The organism is Pseudarthrobacter phenanthrenivorans Sphe3 (assembly GCF_000189535.1).
Taxonomy (GTDB): Bacteria; Actinomycetota; Actinomycetes; order Actinomycetales; family Micrococcaceae; genus Arthrobacter; species Arthrobacter phenanthrenivorans.
Map to the genome: position 1 here is coordinate 1,543,816 of NC_015145.1, position 15,045 is coordinate 1,558,860.

A 15,045-nucleotide genomic window follows, 5' to 3' on the forward strand; every position below is an offset into this window, starting at 1 on the left:
TTTGGCCGGTCGCCGGACAACACTCGAAAGTCAGTCCGATGCCTGGCTTCCCGCCGTTTCTCCGGCCGCTTTCACATCCGCCACGTACTTGAGTCGTGGCATGCCCGCCGTGGCAGCCTTCGCGGGCGCCCGGCCCAACAAGCCAGGAGGCTTGGATGACCGCAGGCCCTCAGCCCAGCGCGAATACTTCCCCAATCACCAGCAATCGGCACTATTCTGGAACTGCCGAACCTTCAAAGGAGACCATGACCAGCCAGCCCAACACCGGATCTGATCCAGCCGCCCAGGACATGAGTCCTGAGGAAATCCAGGCTGTTATCGACCGGATTCTCTCCAAGGACGTACCGGCCAAGGGCCTTACCACGCCAGCCGGCGGTGAGGACGGAAGGGACGGGAAGGCAGTCCTTGGCAAGGCGCAGGCGATCTCCCGCCTCGACGAAGAACATACAACGTACGACGGCGACCAGCAGGATCTCGAGGAACGCCGCGCCCTGCGCCGCACGGCTGGCCTGTCCACTGAACTCGAGGACGTCACCGAAGTCGAGTACCGGCAGCTGCGACTTGAGCGCGTTGTCCTGGCCGGCCTCTGGTCAGAGGGAACCCTCGCTGACGCCGAGAACTCGCTGCGGGAACTCGCAGCCCTCGCCGAAACGGCCGGCTCCGAAGTCCTTGACGGGCTGGTCCAGCGGCGCGACAAGCCGGATCCCGGAACGTTCCTCGGCTCCGGAAAAGCCCAGGAGCTCAAGGACATCGTGATGTCCACAGGTGCAGACACAGTGGTGGTTGACGCCGAACTGGCACCCTCGCAGCGCCGTGGCCTGGAGGACATCGTCAAGGTCAAGGTCATTGACCGGACCGCCCTGATCCTGGACATCTTCGCCCAGCACGCCAAGAGCCGCGAGGGCAAGGCCCAGGTGGAGCTGGCACAGCTTGAGTACCTCCTGCCGCGCCTCCGCGGCTGGGGTGAATCGATGTCCCGCCAGGCCGGTGGCCAGGTGGGCAGCGCAGCTGCAGGCATGGGTTCGCGTGGTCCCGGTGAAACAAAGATCGAGCTGGACCGCCGCCGGATCCGTACCCGCATGGCCAAGCTGCGGCGGGAGATCGCCGCGATGAAGCCAGCCCGCGAGACCAAGCGCGCCAACCGCCGTCGTAATGAAGTGCCCTCGGTGGCCATCGCCGGGTACACCAACGCCGGCAAGTCCTCACTGCTGAACCGCCTCACGGACGCCGGGGTGCTGGTGGAGAACGCCCTGTTCGCCACCCTGGACCCGACCGTCCGTAAAGCCGAAACCGCCGACGGCCTGGGCTACACGCTGGCCGATACCGTGGGCTTCGTGCGGTCCCTGCCCACGCAGCTGGTGGAAGCCTTCCGGTCCACCCTGGAGGAAGTGGCGGACTCGGACCTGATCCTGCACGTGGTGGACGCCTCCCACCCCGATCCGGAAGGGCAGATCGCTGCGGTCCGCAAGGTCTTCAGCGAGGTTGACGCCCGCAAGGTCCCCGAAATTATCGTCCTGAACAAGGCAGACGCCGCCGACCCCTTTGTGGTGGAGCGGCTCAAGCAGCGCGAACCGCGCCACGTTGTGGTGTCCGCACGGACGGGTGAAGGTATCCCGGAACTGCTCAGGGCCATCAGCGAGGCGATTCCGCGGCCGTCGGTGAAGCTTGAGCTGCTGATCCCCTACGACCGCGGGGACCTGGTCAGCAAGCTCCACGAATCCGACGCGGAGATTATCAGCGTTGACCACGATGAAGCCGGCACCCGGGCAGTAGTCAAAGTCCGGGAAGGCCTGGCGGCTGAACTGGAACCCTTCGCCAGCAATGACTGACCTCGTGGCTGACCAGGCCACGGGCACGCCCGGCGAGCAGTTCGTGCTTGAACTGCTCGACCGGGCTGTTGCGGCGATGGGCGGGCAAAGCCGGGACGGGCAGCACGAGATGGCCAGGCAGGTGGCTCGTGCCATCGAGACCGGGGACCACCTCCTGGTCCAGGCCGGCACGGGTACCGGAAAGTCCCTGGCCTACCTGATTCCGTTGATCGCCCACGCCCTCGAAAGCAACAAGCCGGCCCTGGTGTCCACGGCCACACTGGCACTGCAGACCCAGATTGTGGGCAGGGACCTGCCCCGGCTCCTCAAAGCCATCACCCCGGCACTGGACCGGCCCGTCAAGGTCGCCTTGGTGAAAGGCCGGTCCAACTACGTGTGCCTGCACAAACTGGAGGGCGGTTTTCCCTCCGAAGAGCCGTCCGAAGGCCAGCTGTTCAGCCTGGGCGAGGACACCAGCGTCCCGCATTTCGCTGCTGCCGTGGGCGGCCCGGCCTCCCAGTTCGGCAAAGAGGTGGTCCGCCTGCGGGAATGGGCGGAGAAGACCACCACCGGTGACCGGGACGAGCTCCTGCCCGGAGTGACGGACCGGGCGTGGCGGCAGGTCTCGGTTACGTCAATGGAATGCCTCGGGGCGCAGAAGTGCCCCATGGCTGCGGAATGCTTTAGTGAGCTTGCCCGCCAGGATGCTGCCGAGGCAGATGTGGTGGTGACCAACCATGCCATGCTGGCCGTCAGCGCTTTCGAGGGCCTGGCAGTGCTGCCCGAGTACGACGTCGTGGTGGTGGATGAGGCCCATGAGCTGCAGGACAGGGTTACCGGGGCGGTATCCGGCCAGCTTTCCGTGGCCATGGTCCATGCCGCGGCGGCCGGTGCCCGCAAGCACACCGCCATTACGGTTGACGCGCTCAACGCAGCCGCCGCCAACCTGGAACTTGCCCTTGCCGGCGTTCCCAACGGGCTGCTCCCGAATGGCCTGAATGACGAGCAGCTGGATTGCGTGGACCAGCTGCGTGAAGCATGCCGGGCTGCCCTCTCGGATTCCAAGGGGGACAGCAGCACCACGGCCGACGGCGGGCGGCAGCTTGCGCGTTCACGGCTGCTGCTCATCCTGGAACTCTGCGAACGGCTCCTGGCGGCCCGCGAGAACCGCGAAGTCGTCTGGTTTTCCCGCGCCAGTTCCTTCGACCCGGGGCAAGGATACTCCCAGCCTGACGAGACCGCGCCGGCGCTGATCAACATCGCGCCGCTGTCCGTGGCAGGGAAACTCAGGGAGGGCCTCTTTGCCGGCCACACTGTGGTGCTGACCTCGGCCACCCTGGCCATCGGCTCCGCGTTTGAACCTGCGGCCGGCGGGCTTGGCCTTGTGGGCGATGGTGCCCCCAGCTGGACCGGCGTGGATGTTGGGTCGCCCTTCGATTATCCCAAGCAGGGCATCCTCTACGTGGCCGGGCACCTGCCGAAGCCGGGCAGGGGTGCGTCCCCGGAAGCGTTGGCTGAACTTGAGGCGCTTATCCGTGCCTCCGGGGGCGGCGCGCTCTGCCTGTTTTCCTCCCGCCGGGCCGCGGAAGAGGCCGCGGAAGCGCTGCGCCCCAAACTGGACATGACTGTCCTGTGCCAGGGGGATTCCACCATGACCGCACTCGTGAAGCAGTTTGCGGACGAACCCAATACCTGCCTGTTCGGGACCATGTCCTTGTGGCAGGGCGTGGACGTTCCCGGTGGATCCTGCCGGCTCGTGGTGATCGACAGGATTCCGTTCCCGCGGCCTGACGATCCCCTGATGACAGCGCGCTCAAGGGCTGTAGCCCAGGCCGGCGGCAATGGCTTCATGTCGGTGTCGGCCACGCACGCGGCCATCCGGCTGGCGCAGGGGGCCGGGCGGCTGATCCGCTCCACGGGAGACAGGGGAGTGGTGGCTGTGCTGGATTCCAGGCTTGCCACCGAGCGCTACGCCGGGTTCCTCCGTGCTGCCCTTCCGCCCTTCTGGTCCACCACAGACCGGAAGACCGCCGTGGCTGCCTTGGAGAGGCTGGCCCGGGAACACGCCTAGGGCTGCCGGGAGCGGGCCAGCGCGTCGCCCAGCAGTACGCGGCTTCCGGGAGTGGTGCCTAGAGCGAGCGGAGAACTGAAACCACCTTGCCCATGATGGTGGCGTGGTCGCCGAGGATGGGCTCGTACTGCGTGTTCTGGGGGAGCAGCCACGTGTGGCCGTCACGCTGCCGGAATGTCTTGACGGTGGCCTCGTCATCAAGCAGGGCTGCCACGATGTCGCCGTTGGCGGCGTCGGCCTGCCTGCGGACCACCACCCAGTCACCGTCGCAGATGGCTGCGTCCACCATGGAGTCTCCTGCAACCCTGAGCATGAAGAGTTCGCCTTGGCCCACCAGCTGCCGGGGCAGGGGCATGACGTCTTCCACCAGCTGGTCGGCCAGGATGGGACCGCCGGCGGCGATGCGGCCCACCAGGGGAACCATTGCGGTGTCCAGGGCCGTGGGCAGTTCCGTGACCGTCGCGCCGCCGGGCGCCGCGGCATCAGCCGGCCGGCCCTGGGTTTTTGCCGCCCCGCTGTCCAGCGTCAGGGGCATCAGGACCTCCATGGCCCGGGGGCGCTTCGGGTCCCGGCGGAGGTAGCCGAGTTTCTCCAGCTGTGAGAGCTGATGGGTAACACTGGACAGGCTTGCCAGCCCGACGGTGTCGCCGATTTCACGCATGGACGGTGGGTACCCGTTCTCATTGACCGAGCGCTGGATGGTTTCAAGGATCTTCTTTTGCCGTGGCGTCAGGCCCTTGGCGGTCCTCTTCGGTTGCACGGTTCCCCTGCCCCCGGCGGCTGCTGCTGCCATATTCGCCAATGCCTTTCGGTGTCCACCGGGCCTTTCCGCGGCCAGGCCCCGGACGATCCCGCCCTTGAATGTCAGACCCTGCTGATCGACTGTCCGGGTGGTTGTTCTTTCGTTCAAAACTAGGCCAGCCACACGGCTTTTTCAAACATTTGTTCTAGCGAGTCTCGACATTGTTCGTTGATAGGTGCTAAAACTAAGGAAGCAAAGTTCGAATATGTGTTCTATTCGCAAGCTGGGCCGTTCGAAGGTCCGGTCGAAAAGCCTCTCAGGGGCAGCGGGGGAGCATCCGGGCAGCACAGTACGGTCCAGGAGGGATCAGTTCATGTCAGCTACACCTGTTTCACCGAGTTCACGTCCACAGCTGCTTCCAGTGCGGCAGCTTCTCGCTGAGTCCCAGGAACGGCAGGAGGAGCGGCCTGCGCCGCTTCCGCCCCTGCGCCTCACCCGCCGCGGACGCGTCGTGCTGATCGGGATTCCCCTTGTCCTGCTGGCAGCCCTGCTTCTCTCACTGGCCGGCTTCTTCAATTCCCCGGCCAAGGCATCGGATTCCATGGCGGACCTCGCCGCAACGCCCACCGTTACCGTCACTGTCCAGCCCGGCGAATCTTTGTGGGGCATCGCGGCAAGTATCGCCCCGGAGCGCGACGCCCGTGATGTGGTGGCGGACATCGTGCAGCTGAACAATCTGCCGGCGGGCGGAGTGCATCCTGGCCAGCAGTTGTTCGTTCCCGTCGGATAGAACGGTCATGGACGGCGCGGCGTCAGCGACGCCTTTGGCGGGCCGGCCCCGAGGCGCCTTCACGCCAAGCGCGAACAAGGCACCGTCACATTTTCCGGGGCCAAGCGCTGGCACTAAACTGTTCAGGTGAATGACCAGCTAGAGCGCCTGAACCGGCTTCCCCTCCGCAGTAACCTCCGTGGCCTGACCCCCTACGGGGCGCCGCAGCTGGACGTCCCCATTCTCCTCAACGTGAACGAGAATACCCATGGTGTCCCCGCGGACGTCAGGGCGGCCATCAGCGAAGCCGTAACTGAAGCCGCAGCAGGCCTCAACCGCTACCCGGACCGGGAGTTCACCGAACTCCGGAAGGCCCTGGCCGAATACCTGGGGCACGGGCTGGATGAATCCAACCTGTGGGCCGCGAACGGATCAAACGAAGTCCTTCAGCAGGTACTGCAGGCATTTGGCGGCCCCGGCCGCACAGCCCTTGGCTTTCCTCCCACGTACTCCATGTATCCGCTGCTGGCCAGCGGCACCGATACCGAATACGTGGTGGGCGAGCGGGCTGAGGGCTACGGACTGAGTGCTGAATCCGCAGCGCGGCAGGTCAAGGAGCTGCAGCCCAATATCGTCTTCCTTTGCTCCCCGAACAACCCCACTGGAACAGGGCTCGGGCTCGATGTGGTGGAAGCCGTGTATGAGGCTGGCGAAGCCAGCCAAGCCATTGTCATTGTGGACGAGGCCTACCATGAGTTCGCCCACGACGGAACGCCCAGTGCGCTGACACTGCTTCCCGGCCGGGAGCGGCTCATCGTATCCCGGACCATGAGCAAGGCCTTCGCCCTGGCCGGCGCGCGGCTTGGTTACATGGCAGCAGCGCCTGAAGTCACCGACGCCATCCGCCTGGTCCGTCTCCCGTACCATCTCTCCGCCATCACACAGGCCACCGCCCTCGCCGCCCTCCGGCATCGTGAGGCGCTCATGGCGGATGTCGAGGACATCAAGAAGCAGCGGGACCGCATCGTGTCCGAGCTCACGCGGATGGGCCTCAAGCCCGCTGCATCGGATTCGAACTACGTCTTCTTCGGCGGCCTGGAGGACCCGCACCGGGTGTGGCAGGAACTGCTGGACGCCGGCGTGCTGATCCGGGACGTCGGGATCTCCGGCCATCTTCGCGTGACGGCCGGAACTGAGACTGAAACCACAGCATTCCTGACGTCCCTGGAAAGCATCCTTGCAAGCCGGGCCACCCTTCCGGCCTAGACTGGAAGCAGCGGCGCTGGAAGCCCTGACCACCCCCTTGACCCTTAAAGGACCCAAGCATGAGTACCACTGGATTGAATGCGGCTGCGGCCCGGACTGCGCGCATGGAACGTGCCACCAGTGAGTCGTCCGTGCTCGTGGAAATCAACCTCGACGGTACCGGCGTCTCGGACATCGACACTTCAGTGCCGTTCTACGACCACATGCTCACTGCGCTTTGCAAGCACTCCCTGATCGACATGACCGTCAAGGCCACCGGTGACATCCACATTGACGTCCACCACACGGTGGAGGACGTCGCGATTACCTTCGGCGAGGTGCTGCGCACGGCGCTGGGCAACAAGGCGGGTATCAGGCGGTTTGGTGAAGCCACAGTGCCGCTGGACGAAGCGCTGGCCCACGCCGTCGTCGACGTGTCCGGCCGCCCCTACCTTGTGCACGGCGGCGAACCCGCGGGCCAGGAGTATCACCTGATCGGCGGGCACTTCACGGGGTCCCTTACCCGCCACGTCTTTGAAGCCATCACGCTGCACGCCGGGATCTGCCTGCACATGAACGTGATTGCCGGCCGCGATCCCCACCACATCGTGGAGGCCCAGTTCAAGGCATTCGCCCGGGCCCTGCGCGCCGCCGTGGAACCGGATCCCCGCGTTGAGGGAATCCCCTCCACCAAGGGTGCGCTGTGAGCGGCCAGGTCCTGCGCGACGGCGCCATCATCGACCCTTCAGCCTCACGGAAGCTCCCTTCTCCGGAAGGGAAACCCACTGTTACCGTGCTGGACTACGGTTCCGGTAATGTGCGGTCGGCGGTCCGTGCCCTGGAACGGGCGGGGGCTGAGGTTATCCTGAGCTCCAAGCCCGAGGATGTCCTGAACGCGGACGGCCTGGTGGTTCCCGGCGTAGGTGCCTTCGAAACCGTCATGCGGGAGCTCAAGGCGGTGGACGGTATCCGCCTTATCGGCCGGCGCGTAGCCGGGGGACGCCCGGTCCTGGGCATCTGCGTGGGACTGCAGGTTCTCTTCGAAGCGGGTGTCGAGCACGGCACCGAGGCGGAAGGGATCGGCGAGTGGCCCGGAAAGGTGGAGCTCCTGCCAGCCGATGTGGTGCCCCACATGGGCTGGAACACCGTCAAGGTACCCGAGGGTTCAACGCTGTTCGCAGGGGTCGAGAACGAGCGGTTCTACTTCGTGCACTCGTACGGTGTGCAGGAATGGAACTTCGACGTCATCCAGCCAAGGATGGCCCCGCCCCTGGTCACCTGGTCAGAACACGGCGCACCGTTCATCGCAGCCGTGGAGAACGGGCCGCTGTGTGCAACCCAGTTCCACCCGGAGAAGTCCGGCGACGCCGGAGCCCGGCTGCTGCGTAACTGGGTGCAGGCCCTGCGCAAGCCGGAGGCCACCCCGGAGCCGGGCACCACAGAGACTCCCGCGGACGGCTCCGCCTAGATGTGGTCGGTTCTCCTGATGGGGCTCGCCGGCCTGCTTATCGGCGGCGCCCTGTCCTTCCGGCAGCAGCATAAGCCGCTCTGGACCCAGATATCGTTTTACGTCCTGGCGGGGATGTCGCTGCTCGCCGCCTACCTGCTGACGCTGCCGGCTTCCTGACCGCCGCTGCCCACCCTGCCCCCGACCCTGAGGATTGACATGACCACCGCCCCAACCGACTTGCCGGTTCTTGAACTGCTGCCCGCTGTCGACGTCGTCAACGGCCAGGCCGTCCGGCTGGTGCAGGGGGAGGCCGGGAGCGAGACCAGCTACGGAACCCCACTGGAGGCTGCGCTGAACTGGCAGCAGCAGGGAGCAGAGTGGGTGCACCTTGTAGATCTTGACGCCGCCTTCGGCCGTGGCTCCAATGCGGAGCTGCTGCGCGAAGTGGTGGGCAGGCTGGATATCAAGGTGGAGCTCTCCGGCGGGCTCCGCGACGACGAAACCCTGGAAGCCGCCCTTGGCCTCGGCGTGGCCCGCGTCAACCTGGGAACAGCCGCCCTGGAGAACCCTGAGTGGACGCGCCGGGCCATCGAACGCTTTGGCGACAAGATCGCCGTCGGCCTGGATGTCCGCGGCACCACCCTGGCAGGCCGTGGCTGGACCAAGGAAGGCGGGGACCTCTGGGAGGTTCTGGGCCGTCTTGAGGAAGCCGGCTGCAGCCGCTACGTGGTCACGGATGTGACCAAGGACGGCACCCTGCAGGGGCCCAACGTGGAACTCCTGCGCCAGATGGTTGAGAAGACCGGCAAGCCCGTGGTGGCGTCCGGTGGAATTTCCAGCCTGGATGACCTCAAGGTGCTGCGTTCGCTGGTGCCGCTGGGCGTGGAAGGGGCCATCGTGGGCAAGGCCCTCTACGCCGGTGCCTTCACACTGCCCGAAGCCCTGGACGTCGCCGGCCGCCGCTAGGCAGCGCGGGCGCAAAAGCAAAGGCACAGCCATGGCCAGCAACGAAACCGGGCCCGGCAGGACTCCGCAACGCCACCTGCCTGGCCATATCGCAGCGGCGCTGGCAGGCGCGGGCGGCGCGGCGGACTCAGCCGGGCAGCCGTGGGCAGGCCGCAGCCTGGCGGGCGAACACGCCAAAATCCATAATTTCGAGGACGACGACGGAACGGCCGACGCCGGTTACCAGGCCGCCGTCGCGGCACTTCGGAATGGAACAGGGGAAGAAGCGGCCGTCGTGGCGGCGCTTGCCACCGCCCGTGTCTTCATTCCCATCGTTGCCCAGCTTGCGGAAGAAGCTGATGCCGGGCACGGCCTGCAGTCCGACAAGCAGGCGGACATGGCCCTGGTCACGCTGAAGGCAGCGGATGGCAGGACCGCGATGCCGGCGTTCACGTCGGCAGCGGCGCTGGCGGCCTGGCATCCAGGGGCCAGGCCGGTCGCCGTTTACACAGCGCGGGCGGCCCTCTCCGCTGTCGCCGAAGGCGCCGAGCTGCTGGTTCTTGATCCGGGGCAGGAGTTCACCTTCGTTGTCCGCCGGCCGGCCGTCTGGGCGTTGGCGCAGCAGCGGGACTGGCTTCCGTCCTACCGCGATGAAGACCTTGCCGCGGAGATGGGAGCGGCAGCATCAGGGTTCCCCGCTGTTCGGAGCGTTGAACTGCTTCCCGGGCGGGGAGTGGCGGCACGCGCGGCGGACGGCACAGTGGTGGCAGGCGGGGGCGCCGGACCGGAGCTGCAGGTGGTGCTGTACCTCGAGGACGGGCTCAATGCGGCAGGGGTGCAGGAGCTGGTGGCAGGACTCCAGGCGCAGTGGTCACGGAATGTATTGTTTGGGGAGCGCGTCGACTCGATCGACATCAAGTTGAGGCGCGCCAACCACTAGCCGGCAGCCAGGTGGGGTGATCCCCGGCCCGCTGCGGCAGACCAAAGGATCACACCCGTGAATTTCGCCCTCTACCGGGAGTTGCTTGCCGTCCGGCCAATACGCCGGCTGTTGCTGGTGGGTATGGTTGCCCGGATCCCCCACTCGGCAGCGGGGGTGCTGCTGACCCTGCACATCGTCCTCACCCTGGACCAGGGATATGCCGCCGCCGGTGCTGCGGCCGCCGTCATGACCATCGGCATCGCTGTTGGCGCCCCTTGGCGCGGGCGGCGGGTGGACACGGTGGGCCTGCGTACCGCGTTGATCCCGTCGGTTATTTCCGAATCGGTCATCTGGTCCGTTGTTCCGCATGTGTCCTACCAGTGGCTCCTGCCGCTTGTGTTCGTAGGCGGGCTCCTGACGCTTCCCATCTTCAGCGTGGTGCGCCAGTCGCTGGGTGTACTGGCCGACGGCGATCAGCGCCGTACGGCCTTCGCGCTGGATGCGATCACGACCGAGATAGTCTTCATGATCGGCCCGGCTGCCGGGGCGATCGTCGCCACCAGCGGCTTCACGGTGCTGGGACTGACGGTTGTCGGTGTATCCACGTCCTTGGCCGGGTTGTTCCTGATGTGGTTCAACCCGCCCACCCGCAGCGCCGGGCAGGCAGGGGAAAGCAGCCTGGAGGAGCGCCATGCTGCCGAGGCGGCGGTAGTTGCCGCTGCCCCCGCCCACCTCCAGGAGCCGGCCGCCGAGCTGGCGCATGCAGAAGCGCGCGGAGGCCCGGGACTGCGCGGCAGGGTGGCCCACAACTTTGCCTGGTTCACCGCCACCGTGGCGGCAGTCTTTGCCGTCGCGGCCGGCGCGGGGATGGTCCTCAGCGGCACGGACGTGGGGATTGTTGCAGCCTTGGAGCTGGGCGGGCACCAGCGCGAAATCGGCATTGTCTTCGTCTTTTGGTGCGCCGCGTCCGTGGTGGGCGGGCTGGTCTACGGTGCGATGCACCGGCCGGTGTCGCCCATTCTCCTGCTGCTTGGCATGGCGGCACTGACCATCCCCATGGGCTTCGCGCACGACACCTGGACCCTGGCGTTCGTTTCCATCCTGCCGGGACTGCTGTGCGCGCCGGTTTTGTCCTCCGCGTCGGAAAAAGTTGCCGACCTGGTGGCCGAGGACCGCCGCGGGGAAGCGATGGGCTGGTACGGCTCCGCCCTGACGGCAGGCGTGGCCCTGGGCGCACCGCTGGCGGGCATTTTCATCGACGGCATCGGGCCCTCCGGCGGGTTCGTCTCGGTGGGCGTTGCCGGTGTGGTGCTGTGCTTTGCCGGACTGGTGCTGCAGCAGCGGCGGCGGCGCGCTGCCGTGTGAACCCCTCCTGCGGTTAAATGCACGACGGCGGGCCGACCTTTGGAGGCCCGCCCGCCGTCGTGGACTGCCGGGGGAGTGACGCTTAGTTGACTGCGCCCGTGTACTTTTCGCCTGGGCCCTTGCCCGGTGCGTCGGGGATCAGCGACTCTTCGCGGAAGGCCAGCTGCAGGGAGCGCAGTCCGTCGCGCAACGGGCCGGCGTGCTGGGAACCAATTTCCGGCGCGGCTGCCGTGACGAGCCCTGCCAGCGCAGTGATCAGCTTCCGCGCTTCGTCCAGGTCCTTGAGCTCTTCGGCGTTCTCTTCCGCAGCCAGGCCAAGCTTGACCGCGGCGGCGCTCATCAGGTGCACCGCGGCGGTGGTGATGACCTCAATGGCCGGCACTTCGGAAATGTCGCGGATCTGCTGTGAGACGTCGCCGGGGCCGGCGGGCTCGAAAACGTGTGAATTACTGTCTGGGGTGCTCATACTGGTAAGCTTGACACAGACCGACTGGATGTCGTTATTTCAGGGATTGTTCCCATACAATCAAGGTTCCCAGCAACGCCTGCGTTGTCGGGAATTTTTTCTGTAGAATGACATGCAGTTTGCAAGCGGAGTTCTCTCCCACCCGCGTCAGCCGCTGTTCCAGCTGTTTATGGAACGCAAGGTTGCCGGGTACCTGGTCGGGCAAGGAACCGGTATTCGCCGGATCCCTGCAGGCAGTCCCCCCGCGGGACCCGCATCCGATCTTTCAGAGGCCTTCGATTGCTCCGGCAATTGGGGGCCTTCTCTATTTGCCGGAATCCACAACAACAACAGGAGCTTTAACATTAGCGAGCCAAGAATCAATGAGCGTATCCGCGTCCCCGAGGTGCGGCTGGTCGGCCCTGCAGGTGAACAGGTAGGAATCGTCCGTATTGAGGATGCCCTGCGTCTGGCTGCCGAGTCCGACCTTGATCTCGTTGAAGTTGCACCTCAGGCCAAGCCTCCGGTGTGCAAGCTGATGGACTTCGGCAAGTACAAGTACGAGGCCGCGGTTAAGGCACGTGAAGCCCGGAAGAACCAGACGAACACCGTTCTGAAGGAAATCCGCTTCCGCCTGAAAATCGACACCCACGATTACGAGACCAAGCGCGGGCACGCACTGCGCTTCCTCGGCGCCGGGGACAAGGTCAAGGCAATGATCCAGTTCCGCGGCCGCGAGCAGCAGCGTCCGGAGATGGGCATCCGCCTGCTCCAGCGCTTCGCGGAGGACGTCGCAGAGGTCGGTGTGGTGGAGTCCAGCCCCCGTATTGACGGCCGCAACATGGTCATGGTGGTTGGCCCGCTGAAGAACAAGGCAGAGGCCAAGGCCGAGGCACGCCGCGCTACCCAGCGCGCCGAAGCCAAGGCCCAGAACGAAGCCAAGGCCTCCGGCCGCGTCGACGTATCCGGAAACGACCAGGCCCCCATGACGCAGTCCCTTGCGGACCTGCTTCCTGAGGGATTCACCGTCTCCACGGAGCCCGAGGCAGCAGCCGAAGCCCCCGCACAGGAGCCGGCTGCCGCCGTCGAACCTGCCGCCGTCGAACCTGCTCCAGCCGAAGCGCCCGCGAAGGCCGCAGAAGCACCCAAGCAGGAGGCACCAAAGCAGGAGGCACCCAAGCAGGAAGCCCCGAAGGCAGCTCCAAGGGCTGCTGCTCCAAAGGCTGCTGTGCCGAAGGCTGCAGAGCCCAAGGCTGCGCCGGCCCAGCCGGCGGCAGGGGAGAAGCCCGCTGCGGCAGCTCCGAAGCCTGCAGCAGTCCCCGCCCCGCCGAAGCCGGTGGCAAGGCCTGCTGCGCCGAAGCCTGCCGCCCGCCCTGCCCCCAAGGCAGCGCCCAAGCCGGTTGGCAAGAAAAACACTTAGTTCACAGCTGCTGGAGGTTCCGCCCTCCGGCAGTCCGCAACCAGCACGCTGCCCGCAAGGGCGGCTGCGCGAGAGAGCTGCAGGCCATGCCTGCGGATACGTAAGGAGATCGGTTCCCATGCCGAAGATGAAGACCCACAGTGGTGCCAAGAAGCGCTTCAAGCTGACTGGCAGCGGCAAGCTGCGCCGCCAGCAGGCCAACCGCCGCCACTACCTCGAGCACAAGTCCTCGCGGCTGACCCGTCGCCTTGCCGGCGACAAGATCGTCTTCAAGGGCGATGCCAAGGTCATCCGTAAGATGCTCGGCATCTAATTTCCAAGTTCTTTGACTGGCTGCCGCCTGGTGGCCCGTCACCTGCCAAAAAGCCTTCTCAGGCCGCCGGGAAACCGGCAGTAGATGCTTGGGATCAGATTTTCGAAGGAGTACGCACGTGGCACGTGTGAAGAGGGCGGTCAACGCCCACAAGAAGCGCCGGGTTATCCTTGAACGCGCAAAGGGCTACCGTGGACAGCGTTCACGCCTGTACCGCAAGGCCAAAGAGCAGCTGCTGCACTCGTTTGTGTACAGCTACGGTGACCGCAAGAAGAAGAAGGGCGACTTCCGCCGCCTGTGGATCCAGCGCATCAACGCTGCGTCCCGCGCCAACGGCCTCACCTACAACCGTCTCATCCAGGGCCTGAAGGCTGCTGAGGTTGAGGTTGACCGCCGCATGCTCGCCGAGCTCGCCGTTTCCGACGCCAACGCCTTCGCAGCACTGGTCAAGGTTGCCAAGGACTCGCTGCCTGCCGACACCTCCGCCAAGAAGGCCGTTGCCTAGCAACAGCCTCCCCGCAGGAGCAGTTCAGGAACCGGCGACTTCAGCCACTAAAGTTCTTGTATGAACGAAACCGGGCGCCCGCAAGATTTTCCACTGTCCAATCCCCGAGCCGATCGGGTGAGGGACGTGGCAAAACTTGCAGGGCGCCCGGCGCGTTTAAAGCGGGGCCACTTCCTCGCCGAGGGCCCACAGGCCGTCCGCGAAGCCCTCAAGCTCCACCAGCAGCGGCTGGCGAGCGGAGGACCGGGCGTAGTCAGCGAAGTCTTTGCCAGCGAGGCCTGCCTGGACCGCTTCCCGGAATTTGAGGAACTGTCCCAGGGTGTCAACGCCCGCCTTGCCACCGACGACGTCCTGGCTGCCATGGCAGACACCGTGAACCCGCAGGGCATCATTGCCGTCTGCCGCTTCGTCGACGTCCCCCTGGAAGAAGTGCTCGACGGCGGCCCGCGCCTGATTGCCGTGCTGTGCCAGGTCCGCGACCCAGGGAACGCAGGGACTGTGCTGCGGGCGGCGGATTCGGCGGGAGCGGACGCCGTCGTCCTCACGGCTTCCAGCGTGGACATCTACAACCCGAAGGCCGTCCGCTCCACAGCCGGTTCGCTGTTCCACCTTCCGGTGGTGCTGGGCGCGGACGTCGGTGAACTCGCGGCTGCCTGCCGGGCCAGGGGAATCGGCATCCTCGCCGCCGACGGCTACGGCTCCCTCAACCTGGACACCCTCCAGGACGAAAGCGCCCGGCGCAGGCTCACGGGGGCAGGCCCATCCTCCACTTACGCCCTGGAGCAGCCCACCGCCTGGCTGTTTGGAAACGAGGCCCAGGGCCTGTCCGAGGAGGAACTTGCGCTGGCCGACCACCGGGTGGCGGTACCCGTTTACGGATCCGCAGAGAGCCTCAACCTGGGAACGGCTGCCACCGTCTGCCTGTATGCCAGCGCCCGTTCACAGCAGGTGCCGGCAGCGGTCCGCGGCTAGGAGCTTCCACTTTTCAGGCGCCAACAAAAATAAAGGCCCCGGATGAAGCCGGGGCCTTGGTGCTGCTGGATTT

Annotated in this window: 16 protein-coding genes; 14 read left to right on the top strand and 2 right to left on the bottom strand. The window is 66.0% G+C overall.

Translation table 11 applies throughout. From position 1 onward, the window contains the following. Positions 1-245: 245 nt before the first annotated feature. Complete coding sequence (gene hflX / locus ASPHE3_RS07150) at positions 246-1,829, top strand: GTPase HflX (protein WP_013600562.1); 1,584 nt, start codon at positions 246-248, stop codon at positions 1,827-1,829. Beyond that, the gene (locus ASPHE3_RS07155) at positions 1,822-3,879 is read left to right on the top strand and encodes an ATP-dependent DNA helicase (protein ID WP_013600563.1); all 2,058 of its coding nucleotides are present in this window, start codon (positions 1,822-1,824) and stop codon (positions 3,877-3,879) included. Before hflX ends, ASPHE3_RS07155 begins: the two co-directional genes overlap by 8 nt. Before the next feature lie 58 nt (positions 3,880-3,937). On the opposite strand, the gene lexA is transcribed toward ASPHE3_RS07155, so the two are convergent. After that, the gene (gene lexA / locus ASPHE3_RS07160; protein ID WP_013600564.1) at positions 3,938-4,672 is read right to left on the bottom strand and encodes a transcriptional repressor LexA; all 735 of its coding nucleotides are present in this window, start codon (positions 4,670-4,672) and stop codon (positions 3,938-3,940) included. 322 nt (positions 4,673-4,994) lie between these two features. On the opposite strand from lexA, the gene ASPHE3_RS07165 reads away from it, so the two are divergent. From ASPHE3_RS07165 to ASPHE3_RS07195, 8 genes are all read left to right on the top strand, one after another. Next, on the top strand, positions 4,995-5,411 hold the full coding sequence (locus ASPHE3_RS07165) for a LysM peptidoglycan-binding domain-containing protein (RefSeq protein WP_081459828.1): 417 nt from the start codon (positions 4,995-4,997) through the stop codon (positions 5,409-5,411). Between the two features lie 126 nt (positions 5,412-5,537). After that, positions 5,538-6,656: a histidinol-phosphate transaminase gene (locus ASPHE3_RS07170; protein ID WP_013600566.1), complete on the top strand. Its 1,119-nt coding sequence runs from the start codon at positions 5,538-5,540 to the stop codon at positions 6,654-6,656. Between the two features lie 59 nt (positions 6,657-6,715). Then, entirely contained in the window at positions 6,716-7,342 is a 627-nt protein-coding gene (gene hisB / locus ASPHE3_RS07175) for an imidazoleglycerol-phosphate dehydratase HisB (protein ID WP_013600567.1), read from the top strand. After that, positions 7,339-8,103: an imidazole glycerol phosphate synthase subunit HisH gene (gene hisH / locus ASPHE3_RS07180; protein WP_013600568.1), complete on the top strand. Its 765-nt coding sequence runs from the start codon at positions 7,339-7,341 to the stop codon at positions 8,101-8,103. Before hisB ends, hisH begins: the two co-directional genes overlap by 4 nt. After that, a complete protein-coding gene (locus tag ASPHE3_RS22255) occupies positions 8,104-8,262 on the top strand; it encodes a hypothetical protein (RefSeq protein ID WP_013600569.1) in 159 nt (52 codons plus the stop codon). Between the two features lie 39 nt (positions 8,263-8,301). After that, positions 8,302-9,051, top strand: a complete 750-nt coding sequence (priA, locus tag ASPHE3_RS07185; protein ID WP_013600570.1) for a bifunctional 1-(5-phosphoribosyl)-5-((5-phosphoribosylamino)methylideneamino)imidazole-4-carboxamide isomerase/phosphoribosylanthranilate isomerase PriA — start codon at positions 8,302-8,304, stop codon at positions 9,049-9,051. Between the two features lie 31 nt (positions 9,052-9,082). Then, entirely contained in the window at positions 9,083-9,970 is an 888-nt protein-coding gene (locus tag ASPHE3_RS07190) for an SseB family protein (protein WP_013600571.1), read from the top strand. Positions 9,971-10,027: 57 nt separating this feature from the next. After that, complete coding sequence (locus ASPHE3_RS07195; protein WP_013600572.1) at positions 10,028-11,317, top strand: MFS transporter; 1,290 nt, start codon at positions 10,028-10,030, stop codon at positions 11,315-11,317. 82 nt (positions 11,318-11,399) lie between these two features. On the opposite strand, the gene ASPHE3_RS07200 is transcribed toward ASPHE3_RS07195, so the two are convergent. Beyond that, positions 11,400-11,783 (bottom strand): DUF1844 domain-containing protein, encoded by a 384-nt coding sequence (locus ASPHE3_RS07200; protein ID WP_013600573.1) that lies wholly within the window; start codon positions 11,781-11,783, stop codon positions 11,400-11,402. A gap of 112 nt (positions 11,784-11,895) precedes the next feature. On the opposite strand from ASPHE3_RS07200, the gene infC reads away from it, so the two are divergent. The 4 genes from infC to ASPHE3_RS07220 all read left to right on the top strand — a co-directional run bounded on the left by infC (position 11,896) and on the right by ASPHE3_RS07220 (position 14,972). Further along, complete coding sequence (gene infC, locus ASPHE3_RS07205) at positions 11,896-13,182, top strand: translation initiation factor IF-3 (RefSeq protein WP_254362997.1); 1,287 nt, start codon at positions 11,896-11,898, stop codon at positions 13,180-13,182. A gap of 118 nt (positions 13,183-13,300) precedes the next feature. Next, a complete protein-coding gene (rpmI, locus tag ASPHE3_RS07210; protein WP_009358635.1) occupies positions 13,301-13,495 on the top strand; it encodes a 50S ribosomal protein L35 in 195 nt (64 codons plus the stop codon). Positions 13,496-13,613: 118 nt separating this feature from the next. Continuing rightward, positions 13,614-14,000 (top strand): 50S ribosomal protein L20, encoded by a 387-nt coding sequence (rplT, locus tag ASPHE3_RS07215; protein WP_013600575.1) that lies wholly within the window; start codon positions 13,614-13,616, stop codon positions 13,998-14,000. Positions 14,001-14,060: 60 nt separating this feature from the next. After that, positions 14,061-14,972 (top strand): TrmH family RNA methyltransferase, encoded by a 912-nt coding sequence (locus ASPHE3_RS07220; protein ID WP_013600576.1) that lies wholly within the window; start codon positions 14,061-14,063, stop codon positions 14,970-14,972. The last annotated feature ends 73 nt before the right edge of the window (positions 14,973-15,045 follow it).

Coding starts and splice junctions, on each gene's coding strand:
- hflX (WP_013600562.1), top strand. CDS start 246: ATGACCAGCCAGCCCAACACCGGATCTGATCCAGCCGCCCAGGACATG.
- ASPHE3_RS07155 (WP_013600563.1), top strand. CDS start 1,822: ATGACTGACCTCGTGGCTGACCAGGCCACGGGCACGCCCGGCGAGCAG.
- lexA (WP_013600564.1), bottom strand. CDS start 4,672: ATGGCAGCAGCAGCCGCCGGGGGCAGGGGAACCGTGCAACCGAAGAGG.
- ASPHE3_RS07165 (WP_081459828.1), top strand. CDS start 4,995: ATGTCAGCTACACCTGTTTCACCGAGTTCACGTCCACAGCTGCTTCCA.
- hisB (WP_013600567.1), top strand. CDS start 6,716: ATGAGTACCACTGGATTGAATGCGGCTGCGGCCCGGACTGCGCGCATG.
- ASPHE3_RS22255 (WP_013600569.1), top strand. CDS start 8,104: ATGTGGTCGGTTCTCCTGATGGGGCTCGCCGGCCTGCTTATCGGCGGC.
- priA (WP_013600570.1), top strand. CDS start 8,302: ATGACCACCGCCCCAACCGACTTGCCGGTTCTTGAACTGCTGCCCGCT.
- ASPHE3_RS07190 (WP_013600571.1), top strand. CDS start 9,083: ATGGCCAGCAACGAAACCGGGCCCGGCAGGACTCCGCAACGCCACCTG.
- ASPHE3_RS07200 (WP_013600573.1), bottom strand. CDS start 11,783: ATGAGCACCCCAGACAGTAATTCACACGTTTTCGAGCCCGCCGGCCCC.
- infC (WP_254362997.1), top strand. CDS start 11,896: ATGCAGTTTGCAAGCGGAGTTCTCTCCCACCCGCGTCAGCCGCTGTTC.
- rpmI (WP_009358635.1), top strand. CDS start 13,301: ATGCCGAAGATGAAGACCCACAGTGGTGCCAAGAAGCGCTTCAAGCTG.
- ASPHE3_RS07220 (WP_013600576.1), top strand. CDS start 14,061: ATGAACGAAACCGGGCGCCCGCAAGATTTTCCACTGTCCAATCCCCGA.